The 25102-nt window shown below is 67.2% G+C and carries 1 protein-coding gene (cut by a window edge); it reads right to left on the bottom strand.

The window, feature by feature from the left end; all coding sequences use genetic code 11:
• Positions 1-25102, bottom strand: partial view of a LuxR C-terminal-related transcriptional regulator gene (locus ABZ824_RS19920; RefSeq protein WP_356964669.1) — the 5' portion only. Its footprint begins 13763 nt before the window's first position; 25102 of the gene's 38865 nt are visible here — the first part of the coding sequence; it begins with the start codon at positions 25100-25102; the stop codon falls past the left edge of the window.

Genomic DNA, 25102 nt, shown 5'->3' with positions numbered 1-25102 from the left:
CCCATTCGTACGGATCGGCTTCGCTGTGGATGTCGACATCACTGACGTAGAGCTGCGACAGCGGGCTCGAACTCGGGTCCAGCGGCCGTTCCAGGGCGTACGCGTGGTCCAAGCCGTAGTAGTGGTCTCCGTCGCGCAACACGTTCTCCAGTCGGTCCCAATTGTCGACCAGCACATCGAGGAAACCCAATTGGCGCGCGTCCGGATGGTTCCGCAACGCCTCCAGCGCATTGATGTCCAGGTCGGCGTCGCCCGGCAGCCACGGCATCAGCACGGCATCGGCACGGTCGGGAGCGGGGATCACCGGCGGTACGGGCGCCTCGACCGCATAGCCGATCGCTGACACCAGGATCTCGGCGGCACGGGCCTGGGCCGACAGCGAGCTCTTCTCGACCACCGCGAAACCGTCGGGATAGGTGAGCAGCTCCGTGATGCTGTTCTGGCTGTACATATGGCTCGGGCTGGTCCGAACAGGCGGCCCGGAGCGTTCGGCCGCGGCAAGCCGCGCGGCGAATTCGGTGGCGGACATCCGAGCACCGGGCGCGTGCGGCGGAGTGTCGTCCGCGGGCTCGATCAGGGATTCCGGCAGTGGCACCGTCTCGTCGGTGGTCCGGCTCGGCTCTGCGGACCAGGCTGTCGTTCGCTTGGACTCATCGCTATCGCCGAGGTGGATGGCGACGGGGTCGACGCGGCTACCGGATGATGTCGGCTTTGCGGGTTCGTGCGGGGTGCTATCCGGCTGGGGCGCTGTGTCGCCGCCCCCATTCGGGCCGTCACGCAGCGATCGGTCGACGATTGCCAGGACCTGCTCGTCGGTTTCGGGCAGCGGCGCGTCCGACAGCAGCGTGGCCAGCAGTCGCTTGCAGGCGAGGGCATCGTGCTCTTCTCCCGGCACGAACGGCGCGGGCCTTCCACCCATGCGACGGTAGCGCTCTCGCGCACCGACGAGACCGAGCAGTGCCACCGGATCCGCGATACCCGCGGATTGTTCCACCTGGGCTTCGAGCAGTCGGAACCGCAAGCTTCCCGCCTTGACGGTGTCCACCCAGTCGTCCCGCATGAGATCTTCGTCGAACTCCGGAATGGCGCTGGCGGGCTTCCCTTGCTTTTCGAGCGCCCAATTCAGCAGGATCCTGGAGAGCCGACGGTGATAGTCGCCCTCCTCGTGATGCCCGGAAATGCTCCACAGCTCGAGGTCTGTGGCTACTTCGTAGGGATCCGTGTCGGGGTTGCTCACTGCGGCGTTGAACCAGTCGCACATCGCTGCGACGTCCGCGGCCATCCCGTCCGGGCCGCCGAGCTTTCCTGCCGACTCCGGTGCCATCCGCCGCCCGAGCAGCTCATGCAATTTCAGGATGAACTCCACGCTCAGCTCATCGCCGAGATGCTGTTCGGCGTAGTGGCGAGCTTCCAGCCAGCTCAGCCACTCCATACGTCCGAAAAGCAACTCGGGCCGAGACACACCCGCCGCGATGGCAACGTTCCGGAATTTGTCGTCCATATACAACGTCAGCTCGAGTGTGCGCTCGGCATCGGTCTCGATGCCGAGCGCACGCTCCAGCTCACGTATTTCGTCGTCGAGCGCCGCGTCTTCTTCGGAGATCACGGGCGGTGCGGTCGCGTCGGCGGTCTTGTCCTGCTCGACCGCCTGACTCTGCGCTGTCTTCTGCGGGGCCTGCAGCCAAGCCAGTGAACCGGGCGGCAGCATCTCGGACAAGCTCGCCATGGCGCGGCGGTAGGCCATGGCGACGGCCCCGCGGCTCTTGCCCAGAAGGCTGGCCGCCGCAGCGGTCGTGTGCCCCTCGACAAGCTTCTGACGCAGGCATTCTCGCTGCAGATCGGGGAGTCTGTCCACACGCCGGGCCAACGCTCGCCGGTTATCACCGACAGCGGCCCTGACCTCCATCGGCAGCCAGTCGGCGTGCTCCAGGGCGGCCACGATCTCGGTTGCTGTCCTACTCGTCCGCGCGGCCGACGGGTCAGGAGACTCGGCGTTGTCGATCGGGGGGGTGGGTTCGTGCTCGTCACCGTCGCCGAGGTCGATTGCGACGGGGTCGGCGCTATTGCCCGGGGTCGTTCCTGTGTGCGTCGACGGTTGTGTGGTGCTGGAGGTGGGGGCACCGTTCGGAGAGAGGACCCGGACCACGGCGTCGCGCACCTCGGCGGACAGGTCCCGATCGGTCTCTGACAATCCCACCGCAGCGCGCACCCTCGCTGTGGCCTCTTCGAAGGCCGTTATGGTCCGAGCGTCTTGCTCCCCGAACACATACCCGCGCACCGCGGCTTCGGTGTAGCTGCGCAACACCGCATTCTCTGCCCGGCGCAGTGCTTCCGAGGCGCCGCCCGACACACCCAGCGGCGCGGGGAATCTGGCGATGACGGCATCGATGACGTCATCTCGAATGAGCCGGCCTCGGGCGAGTTCCGACAACAGCGGCAGCAGCCGATCCTCAGGGATGCGGCGCCACCCGTCGGTGATGGCCTGCCGAGCGGCCTCGGCAGCGGACAGCATCGAACGGCTGTTGTCCAGCAAGCGTTGTACGGTCCACGCGGAGCCACTGCCGGAGTGCAACTTTCGCGCGACATCGTCGACCGCGGCACGGAGGCCGGAGAAGAATTCGCTGATAGCCATGTCCACGATCACGCGCGAGGGCCGGTCGGCGTCGAGATCAGCGAGCAGCGAACGTGCCGCCGCGAGCAGCGCTTGGGCGTACCGATCATTCACCCCGGGCAACAACCCTGACATTCGGCTGCGTTTCATCGGGACGATCTCGGCGAGCGTTCGGATATCGCTCTCGGCGAGGTCCGAGCGAGAGGTCAAATCCCGCAGCCTGGCAATCGTCTGATCGTGTCGGCGCGCGGTATCCGGGCGGGCTGCCAGTCGGTCGTCCAGGAGGGCGTGCAATTCCGCGCGGATACGAAGCAGCGAGGGCAGGTCGATCATTCCGGCGGTGTCGGCCAGTTGCCCGAACGCACTCTCCAGGTCGCGCATCTGGCCGATGACCTGTGTAATCTCCTGCTCGGGCTCGGGGGCCGGTGAGTGGTCCACCTCGCCGCTGTCGGCCGTCGTCCGGGGTGCAGCGACGGAGTCCACCAGTAGGTCATAGAGCAGCCCCACCGGCTCGCTGACCCTGTCGCGGCCGTTGAGCACGACATCGACGAAGGCCTCGGCCAACGCCTCGGTCGAATTGAAATAGCCGTTCTTGTCGAAGCTGTAGGCGGTCAGGTAGCGGCGCAGCCAGGCCGTGTACGCCGCGTAAGTACTCTCTCCCAGACGATTTGCCTTGTAATGATCGAACAGCGTCTCGTCGGCACGGTATCGAGCGTCGGTCCGTCCCGCGTAGTCGAGCATGTGGCCGAACTCGTGCACGACGATCGCATACGCGGGACGGCCGGCCATGCTGGGATGCGCCATCCCGGAGTCGATTCGGTTCTGCATCCACCGACGGAGTTTGTTCGGACTCGTGGCTAAGTCGACGTTGAATATCACACGTTCGGTTGTGACGAAACCGGTGATGGGATCGGTCTTCGACATCGCCGCCCCGCCCGTCTTCGGCGAGAGCCAGTCGATGTCGATGCTGCCGATATCGACCTGCGGGTGCTGCGTGGCCATGTCGACGAGAGCCCGGGCGATCTCACGGATAGTCTCCGGGTCGAGATCGGGCCGGTCGAATCCATGGACCTCGACGTCGGGATTGCGCGTCAGTCGGCGCAGTTCGTCGTGTAGCCATACACCGACCTCCGCCGGGCTCAACCGCGATACCGCGTCCCCGCCGACGTCCTCGGTTCGGCCGGGGAGCTTCACCGGGTGTTCGCGGTGCGGGAAATCGGGCCGGGGGCGGTGGGCGGGGGCCGGCCCCTCAGCGGGCTCGTTGCCCGCTGGCTCGTCCGGATCGTCGAGGTCGATCGCTACGGGGTCGATGCCCCCCGGGCGGCGCGCTGATTTGTCGGTCTGCGATGCCTGATCGGTGGTCTCGGTCGGCGCGGCCGGATTGCGCGGGGCGGCCGCGGCGGTGCTGCCGGCGTGGCGGGCTCGGATCGCCGCTTCCAGCTCGTTGCGCCCCTCTACGCCGAATTTGGCGTAGATCGACGTGGCGTGTCTCTGCACCGCCCACGGCGTTATTTCGAGTTCCGCCGCGGTTTCTTTATAGGTCTTGCCTTGCACAAGTCGAGTGAGCACCCGGAACTCTTGTCGGGCCGACCTGATTCGGGCGAGTTCGAGCGTCCCCGCCACGTTCTGGTAGGCGATGCGAACGTTATGAGGTACTTCTTGCTCGGCGATGTGTCCCATCGCCGATGTCTCGATGAGTCCTCGCGCCTCGTTCGCGATGGCGGACACGAGTTCCCGTCCAGTCATGTCCGGCGGTCCGTAGCGGAGGAAATTGGGCCTCGACGCATCCGGGGACTCATCCATGAGCTCCTGAATTTTGTTCACGAACATCGCGTGGACTTTCGGGTCCAGGCGCAGATGGTCCCAGATTTCCGTCAGATCCGACGTCATCTGTTCGGTGTCGATTCCCAGGTCTCGAAGCTCCTGGATCCATTCGTCGAACGAATTGGTGCCCGCGGTGGTCGGCGGTGCCTGCGGATCCGACCGAGCGTGCGGCGCGACCTCTTTCCGAGTGCTGTCTGCGTTGCGCACGGCCTCGGCGAGGGACGCTCTGTCCTTCCACGGTGTCCAGCCGTCTGTTCGAGGATCCGATGCGGCCGGATCCGGCCGAGCAGTGGATGGAGATTCGGATTGCTGCCACGGTGTCCGTGCCGGCTGCCGTTTTGTATCACTCGGCTCGGCATGCGGCGTGCGGTCGGGTAGCTGCCGGGGGCCGAACTGTTCGATGATCGTGCGATACATCGACTCCGGGTCGTCGCCCATAAGCACGCCCGCCATCTCCAAGCCCCGCACGATCTCGGGCACCGTGTGCTGGTGGGGAAGCATGAAGGCGATCAACGCCGCAATGAAGTCGTGCCGGGAGACGCCCGGCGGGCGCAGCCAGTCGAAACGGGCGAGCATCCGGGTGGCGGTGCCGGAAATGACGGCGTTCGAGGGGATTTCCTGCTCGGCCGGCCTGCGGATGTCGTCGTTGCTCTCGTCGGGGTCGACGTAGACGTAACCCGGTCGCCACGGGAGCTGAATGACCCGTTCGGAGTGGTCGAGGGCGAAGGCTTCCTCGGGACCGACAGTGCCCTCATCGTGGTAGACGCTGATCGATGCGATGCGGTAACCCTCGTCATCGATGATTCGATGTCCGCGCGGGTCGAGCACGTAGGTGGGCGCGACGTAGGCGACAGAGTCGTCGTGTTCGCGCAGCTGGGCTTCCAACCGGGAGGTATCGACGCGCCCGTCGTCGAGACGGGGAATTGCGGCGCTGCCCTCGAGGTCGAGTTTGCTGATCCGCAGCACTCGCCGCTCCGGTAGTGCGGCGAATTCGCGCACAGACAGCGGCATGCCCAGCGCGGCGGCATCCCGGGAAGTGGGAATGAGATGTGGCACTTCCGACGTCCGTTCGGGGAATGCCGCGTTTCGCCGCTCGTACTCCGCGTAGGCCCGATCGGCCACGTCGTCGTGTCTCCGCACGTACTCGACCGGGTTGAGGTCTTTCCAGGTGATCGGTTCTCCGGGCTGCTTGTCCTCGAGAACGGCCGCGCGAACGGCCTCCAGCGCGTCGAAGTCCAGCCCCAGTTCGCGCGCTTTGCTCCGTCGCCACTCCTGCGTCTGATTCATGTACCGGGCGATGCCCTGGTCCAAAGTCAGGCCCACGCCTGCTTCTCCCAGCTCGGCGTTGCGAATCATGGCGTTGAGCATGGCCGACATCAGTTCGCGCAGGTTTCCTTCGCGCTTCAGCTCGTCCATCGGCACCGACGGCAACACCATGCCGCCCCACCACGGCCGCGCGGACGCGTCGAAAACCGCTCGGATCCGCTTGTCCCGCTCCGTCGCGGGCAGATCCTCGAGCACGTCCTGGAACAGGCCCTTGATCACCGTCTCCAGCCGGTCCAGCACCGCGACCGCCGCGGCCTTGACCTCCGGCCGACCGTAGAGGTACCGGGCCAGCTCCGCCTCCTGCACTCGGCGCAGCAGAGCACCGGGCCGTGAAACGCTCACATCGAGTGCTGCGGTTCCCGGTGGTGTCTCGCTCCGTGCGGGTCGAGCCCACGGGGTGGCGCCGGGCGTCGCGGTGCCCTGCGCTGATTGCTTCGCCGGTCCAGCGGCGCGCGACGGTTGGGGTGTGACGGGTGCAGGTTCGTCGGGGTCGCCGAGATCGATGGCGACGGTGCCCGGTCTGCGGGGTGCGCTCGGCGTGGTGTCTTCGCTCGCAGGTTCGTCGAAGGCTCCCAGCCGCACGGCTTTCATCAGCATCGGAGTTCGCTTCGTCTCGCCGAGTACGGCGCCGATCCGGGCCCGGCGGCGCTTGACGGTGAGCTTGGCCACGCCCAGCACCTCGGCGATGGCCTGATCCGTGAGGCCATCGGCCATCAACTGGAGAAGTTGTCGTTGCTCGCGGTCCAGGCGGACCGTACCGGCTGGTGGTCGATTTCCGTCGTGGACGAACCCCTGCCGCTTGGCCGCCAGGACCGTCCGGATCGCGCCGGTGGTACCCAACTTCTTGGCCGCACTCTTCTGGTAGTTCGTGACCGCCTTCGGGTCGACGCCCAGCCGTCTCCCGATCTCCGCAGGGGTCAAACCCTGGTAGATCAGGTTGAGCACCTCGAGTTCCCTGCTGGTGAGCCAGGGCGAGGACGTCGTCGCGGTGGAGCTGAATCGGCCGATCCGAGGTGCGCCGCTGGCGGCCCGAACCGGCAGCTGGGCAGGATAGTTCGCCGCGGTCGCCACCGCTGTGACCAATTGGCGCGCTGCGACCCAGAGCGCATCACGATCGGATTCGGTGCCGTCAGGCGCGGTAGGTGATGTGCCCGGACCCGTGGGCCAGAAGGCGCGGATCAAACGGTCACGCCGGTGGCTCGGCAACCCCTCCAGGATACGCCGCACGTCCGTGGTTCGGGCTTCGGCCAGCACCCGGACCAGTGGATCGGTTTGCTCGAGTCGTGCGCATTCGGCAACGAACTCCCGGATGCTGTACCAGGGGTCCGCGATACTGCGATGGTTCCAGATGACCTCTCGCGCGATGTTGTTCAACCACAGCTCGATATTCCGGTTACCGAGCTGCCTGAGGCGTGCGATCGCCGTCGCGCACACCTCGTCGGCAATGTGGTGCGCTTCCTGCTGCCCGAAATCGGTTGCGAGCCGAGGCATCGCGGTCTCGAATCGTTGCCGAAGCAGGGCGCTCGCGAGTTCCGGTCGTCCGCTCGCGACATGCTGCTCGAGGACCTGCCGCAGCCGCAGTGCGCTGTCCCACGGGGTGCCGACTCTGCCGGCGGTGTTCGCCTCGCCAGTCGTGCCGTGCTGTGGGCCCGGCTGTGCCCCAGCGTTATCCGGCGAGTTCCGCGGCGCGGTGGTGCCGGGTTGTCGTGACCCGACCGGCGTGGCATCTGCTTCGTCCGGATCGAGGTCGATCGCGACGGGGTCGGCGCCGCGATCGGTCGGGGTCGCGGGCCCGTCCTGGTCTGTCGCCGTATTCGCGGGGGTGTCGATGTTCGCGGCCGACAGGAATCCCGCCGCGGCGGTCACGTCGTCGGCCGTACCCGCTTCGATGCCTGCCCGTACCAGTGCGCGCGTGACGGCGCCGAGATCGCCCGGGGCCTCGGCGAGCGACCGCCGGACGATGGCCGCGATGGGTTCGGGGTCGTCGGGGCTGATCGGTTCCCACACGCCGTCCGTCAGCACCAGGACCACACCGTCGCCGCGTATGTCTCGGGCCTTCTCGCGCGGTTTCAGCCCGTCCAGCGACCGGCCCAGGTTGTGGGTGAGGCCTGGGCCGCCGATCGGCGAGTGTTCGGCTTCTTCGCGAGTGGTGTCGTCGAAAACATCCAGCACATCTTGGACCTTCGAGTCGTCCCTGGTCAGCGGTATCGGCGGGCCGCCGTCCAGCGGAATCCAGTACGCGCGGCTGTCGCCCACCCAGTCGACGGTGAGCCGTCCCGACTCCATCAACGCGACCACGATCGTGGTGGCGGGCGGCTTGTCCGCGGGAGACTCCGGGGGCAAGGCGAGAACCGCCTCCTGGGCGGCGGCCACGGCGCCCTCGACCACGGCTACCGGATCGATCCGGCCGTCGCGGTCGGCCCGCCGCAGCGCCGCCACCACGAAATCGTGGGCGGCCGCCTTGGCGGCGGCCGAGGCGCGATGACCACCCTTCGGCCGGGAGAGACCGTCGTTCACGATCAGTGCGGTGGCCTCTTCGCCACCGACATTCACTCGGATCAGGGCGAAGGCGTCCTCGTTGTGCGCGTGCCTGCCTCGATCGCTCGCTGCCGCGACCGTACCCAGATCCTCCACCATCAGGTTCTGTTCGACATAGCGCCGCGGTGCGGTTTCCTCGGAGTCGCGGGGTTCCTCGACATGGTCGCCCCGTGGATGGTCCGATCCGGGCTGCGCTGCGCGGTCCTCGGGGGTTCGATCGGGCGACGCTGACTCGCCGGGATCTGGCTCGGTTAGACCGTGCTGCCGGGGCTGCGTCTGTGCGATGAAGTCGGGTTGTCCGTCCGCGCCGGGCCAGATGACGGGTGCGCCGGGTTGCGTCGCCGGGGGAGTGGTCGTCGCGCGATGCCGCGGTTCGCCCAGCATCTCCGCGAGAGCGCGGACCCCGCGGTCGGCCACGCCGTAGTTCTCGGCGGCTTGCGCGAGTCGTCGTTCTCGATCGGTCGCACCGGCCAGGGCGGCGGCCGCGGTGTCGCGCATCTGGGTCGCCGCCAACAATTCTGAGATCGCGCGGAAGTGGTCGAGCAGGAACGAGAGGCGCTCCCGGCCTATCCGTGTCGTATCCAATTGCTCCGCGAAGGTCAGCAGTTCCTCCAGCCACTGCGACATATCTCGGAGTGCGTCATAGCGTCGTGTGGCCTCGGCGAGCTGTTGGCGGTCGGTGGTGTTCACGGCATCGAGCGCTGCCCCCGCGGCCACCATCTCCCCGAAGATCTTTTCGGCCACGTCGCGCAGCCGGTTTGTCTCTTCTGGCCCGAGGTGGTGCGCGGGCCGTGTCATGATCGGCGTGTCTGTTCGGGTGCGGGTCTGTGCCCAGACCTCCGCGACGACGGCGAGAGCCGATCCGAGCCGGATCTCCGCGGCGTCCTGCCGACCCCGCAGGACGGCAGGCGTCCCTTCCCGCAGCCCTTGCTCGTAGGCGGCGTTTGCCTCGGCGGCTTCGTCCGCGCAGGCCAGCCATGCCGACATCTGATGCGCGAACTGCTCCAGCAACCGCAGCCGTTCCGCCGGGACCTGCGCATCCGGCCGGCGCCGCGCGGCCACCAGTTCATCGATCAGAGCGGGTGCTCGATTCAGCACGGGATCGCTCGAAACATCCGCTGCACCGGCCAGTCTCGCGGCGATCGCACCACGGAGTGCCCGCAACTGTTCGGTTTCACGGGATTCCGCGTTGTCGGGCTGCCGGTCTGCGGGTGTGCTTTCGTCGGGGTCGAGGTCGATAGCGACGGGGTCGGGTCCGTGGGAGGTGGTCGGCCTGGCGCCTTCCGGCTGATCCGTCCGGCGAGCGGCATTCGCCTTGTGTTCCCGGTATTCGCCGCGGACACGTTCGGCGTCGTCGAGGAGACCGGACTTCTCGCGATACTCATCGACCAGCGGGAGCGCGCGGGCCTGGCGGGGGTTCAGCTTGCCTTCTCGCCCGAGTTGCAGCAGCGCCCCCAGCATCCTGTCCACCGCTGCCGCGCTTGACAGATCCGCGCGTCCGTTGCTGAGCTCGAGGAGTTGCCGCCGCAGTGCGTCGACTTCCTGCCGCAACGTCTTCAGTTTTTCCGGATCCGCGACCAGTTCCTGGGTTGTGGGCAGTGCAGCCGGATCGTGTTCGTTCGGGTTCGTCGACGCTCGTTGGGTGGAAGCCGGCTGTTCGGGCGGTTCCGGTGTGGCGGGGTCCGGCGCGTTGGGTTCATCGGGGTCGAGGGCGAGGGCGACCGGGTCGATCCGGGTGCCGGGCGTCGGCGGGCGCCGACTGTCGGTGTCCGTGGGTGGGGTGGACCGGTTCTGCGTCTCGTCGTTCGCGTCGGTGGGATCGGGGGCCGAGCTGGCGGTCGAAGGGTCCGGGCCGAGTCCGGTCAGGTCGATGGCGCTGAGGTCGATGCCGATCGATCCGGGAGTGTCCGGATCGGACGTGGGTGTGTTCGGTGGTTGATCGGTCGTGGTGCCGGATGCCGTAGATGGCGGCATCGGCACTTCGAGCCAGATGGTTTTGCCGCCGGCGCGTTCCAGGATCACGCCCCAGACCGAGGCCATTGATTCGAGCATGCCGAGGAAGAAACCGTGGGTGTCGGCGGCGATCCCGGTTTCGTCCCATTCGGCGGCTTGGTCATCGGTGAAAGCGGCGGCGCTGACGGTGCCCTGGGTGGTTGCCTCTTGTCGTGCGGGTAGGCCACGGCTGGTATCGGTGATTCCGACGCGAATCGTGTTTCCGTCGATCCGGATTCGTACCCTGGCGTCGCCTTGGTCGGCGTAGCGGTAGACGTTTTGGACGAGGTCGGATATGAGGACGGTCAGGTCGAAGGGATCAGGGTGACCGGCCTGCCGCAAGCGCTGTCGTACTGCTCGCCGCGCGAGGCTCGGGCCCTGTCGCAAGGAGTCCTGCGGTATGGACAGATCGAGGATGAGGTCGTGGGGTGGTTGCGAGGGGTCGCTGGTGTCGGCGGTTTCGAAAAGCTTGAACCAGACTTGTTTTCCGCTGTTGCGGGGGAGCGTCCATCCCCAGGTTTCGGTGTGTGTGTCGAGGAGGTCGACGGCGCGCCACCCGGGGCGGTCGCCGCTCTCGCGCGCCGGCAGGGTGCGGCTGTCGTCGCCGACGTGGATCTCGATCCAGCGCTGGCCTGGTTGTCCGTGGATGGCAGCGGAGATTCCGGGTGTCCCGCCGCCGTCGGCGCGGGCTTGCGACGCGAGTTCCCAGGCGATGGCGGCGGCCCGATCGATGTGTTCGGCGATGGGCCAGTCGGCCAGCGCCTGGTGCAGCGGTTCGACGGCCGCGGCGATCTCCTGCAGATTCAGGCATCGGGTGGCGGTGTCGACCAGGTGAAGGAGTTCGGCGGGCGCGTCCGGGCGGCGCGTGAGGGCGCGAAGGTGGTGCAGCGGGTCGCTGCTGATGCGGTCGGTCCATCCGGTTCCCGGCTCGGGCAAGCCGAGGATGTGCGCGAGTTCGTGGTCGAGTCGTTCTGCGCGGCCTTGCCATTGAGCACGCTGGTCGGGGGTGGTTGTCTGGCGGGCGAGTCGCTGGGCTTCGGCTTCGTGGGCGAGCCGGTCGACCACCCAGCCGGGGAGCCGGGCGAGGTCGGCTCGGCCGGTGGCGTCGCGGCGCTCGGAGTCGGTCATCGATCGCAGTTCGACATCGATCTGGTCGAGTACCTGCTCGACCGCGCCAGGCAGGCTGTTCTGCAGGGCCGTGGCGACATCTGCGGGGGTATGCGCGGCCGTCGCGCTTTCATCAGCGTCCGGTCTCTGTGTGCCGGAGGCTGCCGCCGCGGCGACTGCCATCGGTCCGTCCGGGTGGTACCAGTATCCGACCTCGTCGGCGGCCCGGCATACCCGACTGATGACGTCAGGCTCCCCGACACCCTTCTCTGCGTCGCGGACGACGGCCAGCTCTGTTCCTGCTGCCGCGGCCACCTCGTCGCGGCGCGGTTGTGGCTTGATGCTCGCCGGGACGAATTCGTCCCCGACCCACCGCGCGGGACGCAGGCGCTGCTCGACATAGGCCGGATCGATCAGCGCTGCCATATCTTCTCGATCGGGGAGGACACCCAAGTGCTGGGCCGCGACCAAGATGCCCTGCATGGACTCGCTGTGCCACCGCTTTCTCGAGTCGGATCGTCCGTTGAACGCACGGCTGACGGTTGACGCTGTCACACGCGCCAACCGGGCTACATCGGCCGCTGAGGGTTTCCGTGCGGCTTCGTCCGGGTCGAGTCTCCGATAACGGGCAGCCAGTCGGCGAGTTTGCGGTGCGATCGCGTCGTCGGCAGCAACGATTTCGGCATACCCAGGGGTCACGTCGTCCGGGTCGATCCCCAGGTTCTGCGCCAATTGGGTGCGCAGAGCGTGTATTTGGACCGCGTCGAGGGGGACGGGTGCCTGCTGCTCGGAGCCTGTACCCAGGAACAATTCGATCGCGTCTACCAGATCCCCGAACTCCGGCGAATGTGTCACTCCCGCGACCCAATGCAGTTCGGCCAGTACCTCGCCGGTACTCATCGGACGGGGAGGGTTCAGTTCCCGCAGCCCGAGTAGTTCCTGCAGGTCGCGGTCGAGCCTGCGGCGCCGGTCGTCGAAATCCCGCTGTCCCAGCGGGTCCGCTGGTGCATCGTCCGAGGCTCGGCCATGCGACTCCTCGACGTCGGATGCCCCGAGCTCGGCACTGTGGCGGGTCGCCGCCTCCTGATCGGAATGCAATTCGAGTTGGGCTGCGGTCCACCGCACGACCGCGCGTCCGTCGACGGCACCCACCGCGGCAGGCCTCATGGCCTGTATCTGCTCCGTCAGGAGGGCGACCGCCAAACGGACCGATCCCCGGCTCACCTGGTCCGGCCTCAGACCGAGCCGGTCGGCCAGTGCGTTCCGAGCCGAGTTCGATTCCGAGTTCGGCGGGGCAGTGGAAATCGAACGAACATCGTCGGCCGCCGGATTCGTTGCGGGAACAGCTGTTGGTTCGTGCTGCTGGCCCGGGGCCGCGGCGCTGTCCGGCAATCTCTCCCCGACCACGGGAGGATGCCCGAACAGCTGGTTCGCCAATCGATGGAAGGCTCTCGACTGCAGGTTCTTCGCGGTGCTGACGGCATTGCCCATCAATGGCGCAATCTCGGACAGCGGCAACCGTTGGCCGACGCGGAGCTCGACGAGTCGCGCTTCCGCAGGCGAGAGACGCTCCCGTACGCGGGCGTCGAACAGTTCGCGGTTGTCGCGGCGGGCGATCCGCAGTACCTGCACCAGCTGCTCACCCCGCGCGATCCGGCCTCGTTGCGCCGGTGCCCCGGTGGATGCCGGACGCTGCTCGTCGTCTTCCGGCATTGCGGGCCTCAGTCGTTCTCCGGCCGACGGGAGGTGCCCGAAGAGTTTCAGCGCCAGTAGGCGCGTGGCTCGGGACTGTATGGATCTCGTTCTGGCAGGCGTCTTTTCCAGTGCCGCCGCGGACTCTTCGAGGGTCAGCCCCTGCTGTACCCGGAGTCGGACAAACTCCTGATCGGCAGGCTCGAGTACCTCGAGGCCCGCTTCGAAGGCCTTCCGGTTGTCGCGGTGCGCGTCGATGAGCACCTTCACCAGCTGTTCGACGCGGGATCGCCGTTTGCCCCGAGGCGGCGTTTCCGATCGCGGCTTTTCTGTCGATGCCCGCGGAGTACCGTGGACGTCGGCCGACGGGAACTCGGAGGGCGCGCCTTGTTGCTCCTCGCCGCGCGCCTCGACGTCGCCGACCAGCTGTGCCAACCGCTGGATCGCGGCCCGGTCCAAGTCGACCAACAACTGGGGCCCGTAGCTCTTGAACGGCGGTATGGACGCGGCCTCCGCCCGGCCCAACTCCAGTCCGAATCTGCGATACAACCATGCTCTTTGGTTGAGGGAAAGCCGATTCAAGGCCCGCTCGAGCCGGTCCGCAGGTGCCGCGGCGATCCGGCGGACAACAGGCTCGGTTTCGGTCGCAGGCTCGACTCGCAATTCGGCGAGCACCCCCACGCGGATGCGCTGTAAAAGCCTGCGCGCCAGCATATCCTCCGCGATGTCGTACAGCCATTCGCGGATACCCGCGCCCTCTGGAACGGGCTGGCCTTGCGCTTCGGCGTACCGGAATACTTCGCCGTTGACCTCTTGTGCCAGCCGCACCTGGGACGGAGGCACCTGCATGCCCCGTGCCGCGGATACGCCCAGTGCGCGGAGCAAGTGCCGGAATATCACCTCGCCGTGCTGATTCCGCAGCGATTCGACGTTGTCGGATCGGGCGGCACTCGGGGTTTCCGGTTCGTCTGTATCATCGAGGTCGATCGCGACTGGATCGGTGCGATTACCAGATGTAGTGCGATGCTCGCCGACGTTACGGTTTGCCGGCGCGTAGTAGGTGGATCTGAGCATGGCGTATCGGGCTGACGATCGCGCCACGGCAGCGAAGTTGCCCGGCGGGACAAAATTCCGCAAGGCCACCGCGATCGCCTCTTCGCCAACCTTCATGAGCTCGGCGCGGTGCTCTGCTGAGATATCCCAGCCGCTTGCCAGCTGCTCCGCGACCCCCGCGTATTCCTTCACAATCAGCTTCTCGGCCTTGGCCTCGATCGCGCTACCGACTCGCGCTGCGATAAATTCCCAAATCAGCGGATGTGTGGCCGATTCCCGGCTCGCTGAATTCGGATGCTTCGGGAAACGTCGTAGTACGGCAATCAGTGAATCATTGGAGAAACGTAGTCGGTCACGAAGTCTCCGGAGCAGGGTGATATCGGGCCTACTGCGTCCCTTTTCGTAGTTCACGATCGTCGTGACGGACCTGTCGCACAATTCAGCGAACTCTGGCTGTTTCATTCTGTAATGATGCCGAAGTTCACGAAACCAGTCGTTTATTGATCCGAAGTCGTCGGGATCCGGGAATTCCTCCGGCGCGTTCGATCTCCGAACACCGGGCTCGATTCCGCGTTCCGGCGCCTGCGCGAGCGTGACTGAAGGCGGTGTCGGCTCGTCCGGCGTCGCGTCCGGGGTGTCGTCCTGCTCGAGTACTGCGGCCAGTGCCCGGACGGCGCGGCGGTGCAACTGTTCGACTGCACCGCGGCTGAGGTTTTCGTCCAGTACGGCGGCAATCTCAGGAATCGAGAGACCCTCCAGGTACCGAAGCTCGAGGCATCGTTGCTGACGGTGATTGTCCAGCTGCCGGATCGCCGTCCGCAGCCTGTCGAGTTCTCTCGTGTCGCCTCGCTCGGCCGCCTCGACAGCGACGGCGAAGGCGGCCTTGACCTTCCGCAGGGCGTCGCGATCCGGCGCCGGCCTCGTGCGCGTAGTGGACCGGGGGTGTAGCTCCTCCTGCAAGCGCTTGTATTCCTCCAACCAGGGCAAGAAGATCTGCAACAGTTCGGAGCTGGTGTACTCGGCGGTGCTGTCGGCCGACGGACGGGTCGACGTGGCCGCGGCTGGAGTCGTCGGGGCGGAGGTCCCGGATCGGGCCGCTAGGTACCGAGCCATTCGCTGGGCGGCTGGCCCGGTCTGCGCGTCGGCGTCGGAGTCGGCATGGTTCGCGGGCGCGGAAGCCGCGGTGGGAGACGATTTCGGCCGAGCGAGCAAACCGGTGACATGTTTCCGTTGCTGCGAGCTGAGTACGCTCAACGCGTCGAGGAGATCCGCGGGCCCCGCGTCGGCTATCGTGCCGGCCAGCATCTCCTGCGATGTGTCGTATTCGGCCGCGAGGTAATTCACCATCCGGCGCGCCGACATGACAACCGACGCGCGGATGGACTTGCTGTTCGTGCCGGACGCGAGCTGATGCAGGTTCAACCGGTCGCTGGGGGCGAGCGCCTGCATCGCGCGATCGATCTGCTCGATGTCTGCTTCGTTCAGCAGCTGTTCCGGTGCGGGCGCAGTGCCCTCGAGGGCGGCATGCAGGATGTTCCGCAGCCTGTCCAGCTGTGTGGGTGTGTAGGGACCGGTGTCCCTCGGTTCCTGTGGTGAATGGTCGTCGAGCGTTCCGGTCTCCGCGAGGCGTGCCAGGGCGTGGTCGTCCAGCCACTGCGTGACCGCATTCAGGCATTCGTTTTCCGCGTACACCGGTGTGGCTGCCGATTCCGGCCGAGGATGCTCTCCGGACTCGTCGGCTCGGTTCGCAATGTGCACGGCTACCTGCCGAACAACGCTGAGAGCCCAGGAGTCGAACGTTGCGTCGTCGTAGCCGAGTATCGGTGCCAACTGGGCAGGCGGTACGTTGCGCGCATACCGACTGGTAATGAGTTCCCTTTGAGTTGGGTTGAGCCTGTCGAGTGCTTCCCGGAGGCTCCCCGGGCTCGCGTCCGCCAGCGCGGCGGCCATCCTTTCCTGCTCCGAGTTATCTTCGGCGCCAACGAAAGTCACCAGTCTGTGAGCTGCCGCAAGTGCTATCGCGCGAGCTTCGGGCGTATCCGCTCCGGCTTTCACCGAGCGCAGTGCATTCCAATCGTCAGTGGTAAGTCCATGGAACGCGTGGTCCAACTGCTGCGATGTCGCGCGCTCCAGCAGTTGCTGTGGATCGGGCTGAGCGGCGTGCGTCAGGGCGTTGTACAGAGCGGGCTGGAAGTGGCCGGGCAAGGCGGAGGGCCGCGGCTCGTCGGCGGCGGGCAGCAGGCCGGCCAGAACCTTGATCTGCTCGAGATCGGAAGTGCCGAGCTTGGCCTGCAGACGGAATCGGTGCCCCCGTGCCGTCGTTAGCGGCATCCCCAACTCGTCACCGATCGCGCGGTCCGGTAGGCCCACTACCATCAGATCGAGGACTTGGCGTTCGCGCGGCGACAAAACGACGCGATCCAGTGCCGCGGACGGGTTGTGGTGGCCGCTCTCGAGCAATCCTTGCCGGTGTGCCGCCAGCATGGCCGGGACGCGTCCGGTGGTATCGAATCTGCCGGGCAGTTCCGCCAGGAAGTTTCTAACTCGGTATCTGTTCATTCCGAGTCTTGTGGCGATGTTACGGGCGGAGAGCCCGTCGGCCGCCAAGTGGAGGATGGCAACTTCCGGCGGAGTCAGTGCGACGTGCGGAACGGTGTCGTCGGCGCCGTCATCGAGCCAGCCTTCCTGATCTGCTGCGAAGATGGCTCGTACCAGGCTGGTCTGGCCGAGCTTGGCGCTGGCGCTTCCGGCGTGGCGGTACAGCTGCGAATACGGGATCCCCATCTCGGCACTGATATCCCGGTACGACAGGCCCCGCGCACTCATGCGCAGGATGTCGAGCTCTCGACGGGTCAAACCACTGAATTCGGGGAGAGCGGTATCCATTTCGGCTTCCGCGATTCCGCCGCTGCCTGGCTCGTCGGGGTCGCTGAGGTGGATCGGGGCCGGGACAGCTGCGCGCGCGTGGGACTGACTGTGCTGCTGCCAGAACTCGGGCGGGAATGCCGACCCGGCGTCAGGTCGTCCGGGCTCCGCCTGTGATGAATTGCTCTGGGACGCTGGTCTTTCGGGCGCCTGTGCGGTGCGATCCGGGGTCGATGCGACCGCGGCGCGGTGCTCCGCCTGAAGCCGGGCCAGCTCGTCGAGCACGAAGCCGGTGTCGGGATTCAAGTATGCGATCTGCTGTTCCGCGTAATCGGCGCGGGCGGTGGGGGACATGGCGCGCCAGCTCGCGGCCAGGGATGCCGCCGGGCCGTTGGATGCGATGCTCGTGCCGGAATCGGACGCAGTCGGGACCGGACCGCGATAGTTCGCCTGCACCAAGGCATTGCGCTGTTCGGCTTCCCGCAACACCTGGAAATACGGAATGTCGCGAAGCAGGGCTTGCAGGACGTAGGCGGGATGTGTGCGATCGGCCGGTGCGGTCCTGCCGAACGCATTGTTCGCCTCGGCCAGTGCTTCTGCTGGATTGAATACCTTGAGGTCACCCATTTTCGGCTCGTAAGTGCCCATTTCCGTCTCCTGCGACTCTTCGCCCGCAAGTAGTCGGTTGTTTTCCTCTCCCTTCTTCAGCTTCTTCCTGCTGGTGCTGTACGAATCGAGCTGCCCCAGCCAATCGTCGAAATCGAGGTCCGGTGCCAGCATGCCGGCCTTCTTGAACTCGGCGAAATGCGTGTACAGGAATCCGAATGCTCGTGCCTCTTTGGAGTCTTCGTAGTCCTTTCCCTCGACGGCTCCGTCTCGTAGATGGGCAATCGGCTTTTCGTCGTAGAGCCCCTTCCGCGCGGCTCTATCCTGCAGATGGCCCATCTCGTGACTGACGGCGTCGTATGCGGGATCGCCGGTCGGGGCCATCAGGTGGCCTGCCTGCACCGCCTTTCGCATGGTGTTCCGGAATCTCTCCGGGTCACCGAAGAGGTTCTCGTTCAGGACCATGAAGGTCGGGGCGTCCTTCTCGATGCCTTCGGGAGTCCAGATACAGGCACCGGTATTGCCGACCATGGCGGCGACCAGTACGACGTCGAGCTTGATCTCCTGCCCTGCCGCGAAACCGTCGACTATCGCATTCCTGATCGACAGAGCCGTGTCGACGGAGATCTCCGGCTTGTCCAGTCCGAGCACCTCGATGCCGAACCTCTTGAACAACTGCCGGGCAATGGCCTGTTTGGTTTTTCGATCGGCCTCGGCCGTCCTCGCGGAGTTCGCACGGTCGCGGTTCTCGGCCGAGGGTTGCCGTTGCCGGGCGGTCGGGTCGGTTGCCTGTACTGCGATCTCCTGCGCGACCCACCCGAACAGGGTGACCTGAGCGTCGGTGAGGTCGTCGCCGCGGGATCTGGGATCGAGCGCTTCGTTGACGAGTCGGCGTACGGCGGGATTCAAGTGATTGAGGCTGTCGAGCCACGTGTTCCGCGCCTGGCTGAGCAGCCAGTCGCCGATGTCGACGCCCGGAGGGACTTGCCAGCCGGCGGCTTCGGCGGCGCCGAGCGTGGCCCGGGCGACGGCGTGCGCCAAGAGCTGGATCCGCGTGGGTGGGGTGCCGTGCTCCGCATCCCCGCTGAGTACGGCACACATGGCTTGGGCGGTGGCGGGGCCGAAATGGCGGTCCAAGGCCTGCGCGGCGGACTGGTCTCCTTGCTGCGCTCGTTGCAGTGTCTCGGTGCGGTCGTCGGCGGGCAGTTGGTCGAACGGGACGGTGGTGCTCGCAGCGGCCGCGAGGACGGGCTGGGCGGTCGGCACTTGCGCAACCAACTGGGCGACGGCTGCGGTGTGCGCGTCTTCGAGCCGGCGTCCTTGCTGCAGCACCGTCCCGGCGTCGGTGACGAGTTGCCGCTGCGCCGGATCGAGCTGATCCAGGCTGGTGCGCAACAGATTTCGTGCGGTCTCGCGCACGTGGTCGGCGACGTCGGCGCCGATGGGGATCCCTTGGGACTCGACCTGATCGAGTGCCGCGTCGCGGACGGCCTGCGCCACCGGCAGCAACGGTGCGGCCGCCTGTCCGCCGGGTGCGTCCAGCACCCGCAGGAGGTGGCGGAGGGTGCTGTCGCCGTGCTCGTCACGCAGGTTGGCTGCGACCGGTGGGTTACCGGAAGCCAGGTTGGATGCTGCCCCGGCGGCGAGGCCTGCGGCGGTCGGGACGGGGGTGCCGTTGTGGGTGGCGGCAGGCGCGTGCGAGGTCGCATGTGAACCGGTCGCATGCGGAGCCGCGGTCCCCGCAGATTGGGGAGGGGGGTGCTGGGGTTGCTGGGTCGCGGTGCCATGTGCGTCCGCGGGTGGGGCGTTGGCATGGTTGGCGCTCGCGTACTTGGAGGCGAGCTGATTCTGCTCGACGGCGTCCTTCATCGCCGGGACGGCATGCTTCCACAGGTCGGACTCGGCGTTTCGCAGCGCCGTTTCGGTCCTGTTGAGTTCGATGCGCGTCGCCTCGGTGTTGAGGGCTTCGTGCTGTTCCTGGGCGGCCCGGTGGGCCTGGACGGCTTCTGTGTACTGGACGATCTGCTGTGTGACGCCGTGGTCGGTGACCCGGCCCAGAAAGTCCTCGGGGGAGACGTAATGCACCGCCGAACCCGGGGTGCCGCCGTGCTCCCGGTCGTCGCCGGATCCGCCACGGGCGCCACGACCATCGACCTGGTCGTTCACCCGCTCGGAGTACGACGGCCCGCCGCTGACCTTGACGTCGACACCGCCGAGATCGATCACCTCCTGCGACGGTGTCGGGTCGGCGCCGCGGCCTCCGTCCTTGTTGGTGATATAGATGGTGCCCTTGTCCCCGAATTCCTCGATCTTCTGCCTGACCAGGGCCTCGGCGTCGGCATTGCTACCGCCGTGCTCGGCGTAGAATTCCGCATCGACCACCTCGAACTTCAGCTCGAATTCCGCGCCGTGTTCTTCCTTCGCCGCCGTGCGGAGCAGGTCGATCAGTCCGATCCGCCCGGCATCCGGGTCGCCCCGGATTTCGCCGTTGTCCATGCACACGACCCACTGCGCACGGCCCGTTTGCTCCCCGTCGACAACATGTGCGTCCCTGACGATGTCGCGGGCCAGCTGAGTAAGTTTCGAATGCGTGTTCTCGTAGAACTTCGGCGGTTCCACGACCCGTTGCGATGTATAGAAAGTCGGAAGCTCCGGCACCGGTCCCACGCCGTACAGGTCGTAGGTGATGCCCTCGACGCCCTTCATGGTCCCGGACAAACCAGACGGCTCGAACAGCAACTTGCTGCCGATCAACTGCTGATCCGACATGCGCAGCGAATGTTCCTGATTCGCCCGGACCGGCAGCCCTTCCTTGAGGTCGACGAACTGACCGACGTCCTGCCAGCGCACCTCGGTCGACTTCGTCCTGTCCCACATCGCCTTGTCGTTGGTTTCGTGAGCGAGGATGCCGATCTTCGCGCCCTCGCCTTCGTCCGCCCGGGTGATGTAGTGCGTGCCCTTCTCCAGCCCCCAGCGGGCGTTGGCGGCATCGGCGTACAGCTTCAGCTCCGAGGCGGTGACCGGTCCACCCGCCACCCTCTCCAGCTTGGCGACCGCGGCCGGGGTCGTTTCCGCGGCCCACATCCCCCGGGTGTTCTCCGGCCTCTTGAAATCCGCTGCCGTCAAGCCGTGTTCGCGCTCTGCTGTCGTCAGCCGATCCCAGATCCCCTGCAGTTCGGCGACCACCTCGGGTGGGGCCTCCTCCGCCGCCCCGGGGGAAAGTACGCATTCGGAATTGCCGTCGAAGATGGTGTCGAATTCGTCGATGGTGAGCTTGCCCGCCGGGAACGGGTCGTACCGGAGGTCCAGGCCGTGGTCGGATGCCGCGGTATCCAGCCTCGCCTTGATCAGATCGATCGACGGTTTCGTGTTGAGGAAGTCCCGCAGTGCCGTCACCTCTTGGGGCGACATGCCACTGGCCGCGAGCTCGTTCATCATCGAATCCGCGACCTTCAACGCCCGGAACAGGTAGTCCTCCTTCGTGCCCACGATGATCCGGCTACGGCCGGGCACCGGATCCGGCAACGGACCGTCCTGATCCATCCGGACCACATCGATCCCGATATCCGCCTCCGGCCGCGCCACGAACGCCTCGAACTCAGCGGCCAGCTCACCGGCGAGCAGGTCACTGCTGGTCCATGCATGTGCGGTGCCGTGATCGATGGCATCGGCCAGCTTCTTCATCGTCATCACGATGGTCTTGCCCTCGCCTGTCTTCATATCGACCGGACCGTGCTTCAGCAGCAGAAACGCTGCAGCCTGTGTCTCTCGCACCAGCCGATGCCGGTCGTCGCCCCGGCGAATCCACTCGGTCATCGCCGCGATGCGCTCCTCCATGGATCCCCGCACCATCGCGTCGATCAACGACTCCGGTGCGGCGTTCGCCATCGGGCTCGTACCGTCCGCCGTGCTGCCCGGCTCTCGCAACGCCCCGTTGGCGCGACCGGCATCCAAGGACGCGCGAACTCGCTCCTGCGCAACGACGTCGAACACAGCGTCGCGATCGGTGAGCACCCCAGCCTTGTAGTCGTTCATCAGCGAAACGCCCGCGTTGTCCGAGATTTCGACGAGGTCACGGGCTCTGGCATGGGCTGCAGCGTCATGCTGGGCTACCGCCGCCTCGTACGCATCCCGGCACTCGGCCAACCTCGCCTGAGCCTGGCGGAGTTGTTCCTGAGCGGCCCGCGCGGCTTCGACGGCCACTCGATCCTCCGCCGTGCCCCGCCCGAACAGATCGCGTATCTCGTCGCCGAAGCCGACGCGGGTGGCCCGCTCATGCTGCTCCGCCACCCGTACGGCCTTCTCCTGCCGTTGCATCTCGGCATGGGCGGCCCGCTCGCGCTCGGCCGCCACTTCGACACGCTGCCGGTGGTGTTCGCGCACCAGCTCGTTCTGCTGCCGCTCGGCCGCATTACGCTGCTCTACCTCGGCTCTCGCCCTCGCACGCGCGTCCGCGGCGGGGTCTTCGTCGCGAGCGTTGGGCGGAACATCCGATTCATCCGGTGCGCGAGTGGGTTCGGACTCGGGTGGTGGCGTGTCCGCGTCGTCGGGGGTATCGGATTTCGTCTCCGCTCGCTGCTCACTCGCGCCATCGCCGTCCGCACGGCCGCCGGGGGCATCGTCTCCGCTGGTGTCGGACTCACCGGGCCTCGGGTGCGATGGTCCCGCCTCGTCTGCATCGGGATGACTCTTGGCCTGTTGCCCATTTGCGCTGTCGTCGGCGGCGCGTGCGTGCTCCGGTGCGTTCGCCTCGTCCGGATGCGTGGCTCGCGCGGTCTCGTCGCCTGTGGTGCCGTCAGCCGTGCGACCGTGCTCCGACTCCGGTTCGGCGGCCGAGGGTGGTGTGTTCCGGTTGTCATTGTCGGTGGCGTGGGCGGTTGCCGACCCTGAGGGGGCATGGCCGTCCTCGGCCGGCCCGCGCGCTCCTCGGACCGGTTCGACGGCGGGAGGGCGCTCCGCGGCAGCAGCCTTCGCGGCCGACACACGTGGCGGCCGATTGCCTCCGGCAGCAGCGGGCGAACCGGCAGCGGGTGTGCCGGGCTGGGCGCCTGCGGCAGGTCGCGCCGGGCCGCCCAACGGCTGCGCGGTCTGCCGCTGCTGCCCGCCCGCGTCCACGAACCTGTCCCCGCCGGGGGAGCGCGGACCGGAATCACCGCGTTGTGGAGCGGGCGACTGGTCGATGGTGACCGTCATACTCGGGGACACGTCGTGGTCCGAAGACAGGCCGTCGGCCGATTCCTTGTGCGCCGCCGCCGGTACCAGCTCGGGCACGGCCGGTTCGGGGTCGGTGGCTCCGTCGGCAACCCGGGGCGCCCCTTGGCCCTCGGTCGCAGGCACGGCCGGGCTCTGTTGCGCTGATGCGTCGTGCGGGTCTGCCGTGACGGGGCGCGGACCGGCTTCCTCGTCCGCTGCGACACCTCGTTGCCGTGCCGATGACGACGGCCCGGCCGCCGGATCGTCGCTTCGGGCATCCGCGACGGCGCGGCCTCGCCCGGCCGGCCTCTCGCCCGCCGGATCGTCGCCTCGGGCATCCGCGACGGCGCGGCCTCGCCCGGCCGGCCCCTCGCCCGCCGTGTCCCGGTCGCCGGGATGCGGTCGGGCCGTGGCGGCGGCGTTGTCCGGCTCCGCGGCGTGCTCCGGCGAATGCGGTGCCGCCGGCGATTTCTCGGAGCCGACCCGGTTGCCGTGAGCCGACCCGGGCGCGACGTCTGCCGGTCGAGCACTGCCTTCGCCGGTGTCCGCGGGGTGTGGTCGCCCCGAGTGGTCCGGCCCGGCTGCAGAGCGATCATGTTCGGTGGTCTGCCGTGCTGTGCCCGCGTTCTCGGCGGTGCTGTTATCCGAGTCGTGCGGTGCTGGAGGCAGTTCACCGTCGACAGGAGCTTCAGCGGCGCCGACGACCTCGGAATCCGGTCGTGCGGCGGGAGCGTTCCGTGACCCGGGCGCCTCCGCAGACGTCGGATCCGTCCCGATGCTCGGCACGCCGACCGGGTTGACGGTGGACGCGATGGCGGCCGCGGGGAAGGTGACGGTCTTGACGGGATTGACGTTGTCGATCAGGGCGCCGGGCATGCCCGCGGGTGCTTCCCAGTCCATGCTGTTGTTCGGCACGGAGAACGGCTGCTCCGGACGCGGCTTGTACTCTTTCGGCGGCGACACATCGGGTTGTTGATTGCCTCCGTCAGCTTTCGGCGTTGTCCCTGCGGGGGCCGGATCAGCAGGTGTGGCAACAGCGTCGGAGGGCGGCTTGACAGACTTGACCGGGTTGAGGTTGTCGGGCGACACATTCGGCACATTCGCGGGCTGCCAGTCGGCATTGTTCAACGGGAGTGTGGGACGGGCTGGTGCGTCCGCGGTTGCCCCGGCTTGGCGCAGCAGCGCCACAAGATTGTCGATCTGTTGTTGCTGATGGGTGTGGGAGGGGTTGTTCGGATCGAAGTCAGCGGTGACGATGCCATGCGAGCGCAGTGCGTCGACGAGCGAACCAGGCGACGGCTCGGCCCTGGTGACCTCCGGTGCGGCAGCGGGGTCGGCAGTCGTGTCGGGAAGTGGTGCCCGGCTGCGCATCCCCTGTGCCGCGAAGGCTGCCGCGCCGATGAATCCGCTACCCATACCGGGGATCAGGCCCTCGGTGAAGGCCTTGCGGCTGAACGGCTGGTCGGACAGCACAAGCGAGACGGCGGTGCCGCCGAGAGCGCCGACGGCTCCGGCTCCGGCGCCGACCATGGTGGTGCCGGCGAGCTGCAGGGCCACCCGCCCCGCGGTGCTGTTGGCGTTCGCGCCGATGGTGGCGACCTTCGGCCCCGCCCAGAGTCCGAACAGCATGCCGAGGGCGCCACCGACACCGCCGGCGGCCGTTGCCACGCCGATGGATTTCCAATCCATCTGTTCGCGGTCGCCCTTGGCAACCTGGATCGCCTGGGCGCCGGCTTGGGTGCCGCCGCCCAGCGCTACTCCCATCACGACTCCGTTGCGCAGCAGCACCATCGAGCCGCGTTCCGCCGCCAGTTCCGCACCGCGTCCGGAAAGGAACGCCACGAACCTCATCCACGCGCGCTGCGCCGCGGTCCGGGTCGCCATCTGTGCAATGGCGGCCTGGATCGGACCACCGGCCGCGAACATCAGGGCGCACCGGGCCAGCTGGATGGCCAGGATCACGGCCATGCTGATGATGACCATCTTCTGCAGCTCGGTGGCGTTGGCGCTCTCGTAGAGCTGCCTGGCGAGGCTGTCGCAATTGGTGGCCTGCTGTCGGAAGCGCTCGGCCGTGCGCCGGTGCTTGTCGGCGATCGCGGCGACGGTGTCGCCGTGTGAGCCCTCGGGCGGCTTCGCCTTGGCTTCGTGATATTCAGCCTGTTCACGACACCATTCGGCCTTATCCGACCAGGCGTCGGCGGCGCGTCGTTCCGCGTCCTCGTCGCCCAGAGGGAAGTGCCCGGCGACACACATCACTACGACCGGGGGGAGCCAGGCCGGCAACCGCAGTGTCAT

The sequence above is a fragment of the Nocardia sp. NPDC047038 genome, from assembly GCF_040644075.1.
GTDB classification, from domain to species: Bacteria; Actinomycetota; Actinomycetes; order Mycobacteriales; family Mycobacteriaceae; genus Nocardia; species Nocardia sichangensis.
This window is presented reverse-complemented; position numbering and strand designations above follow the sequence as displayed.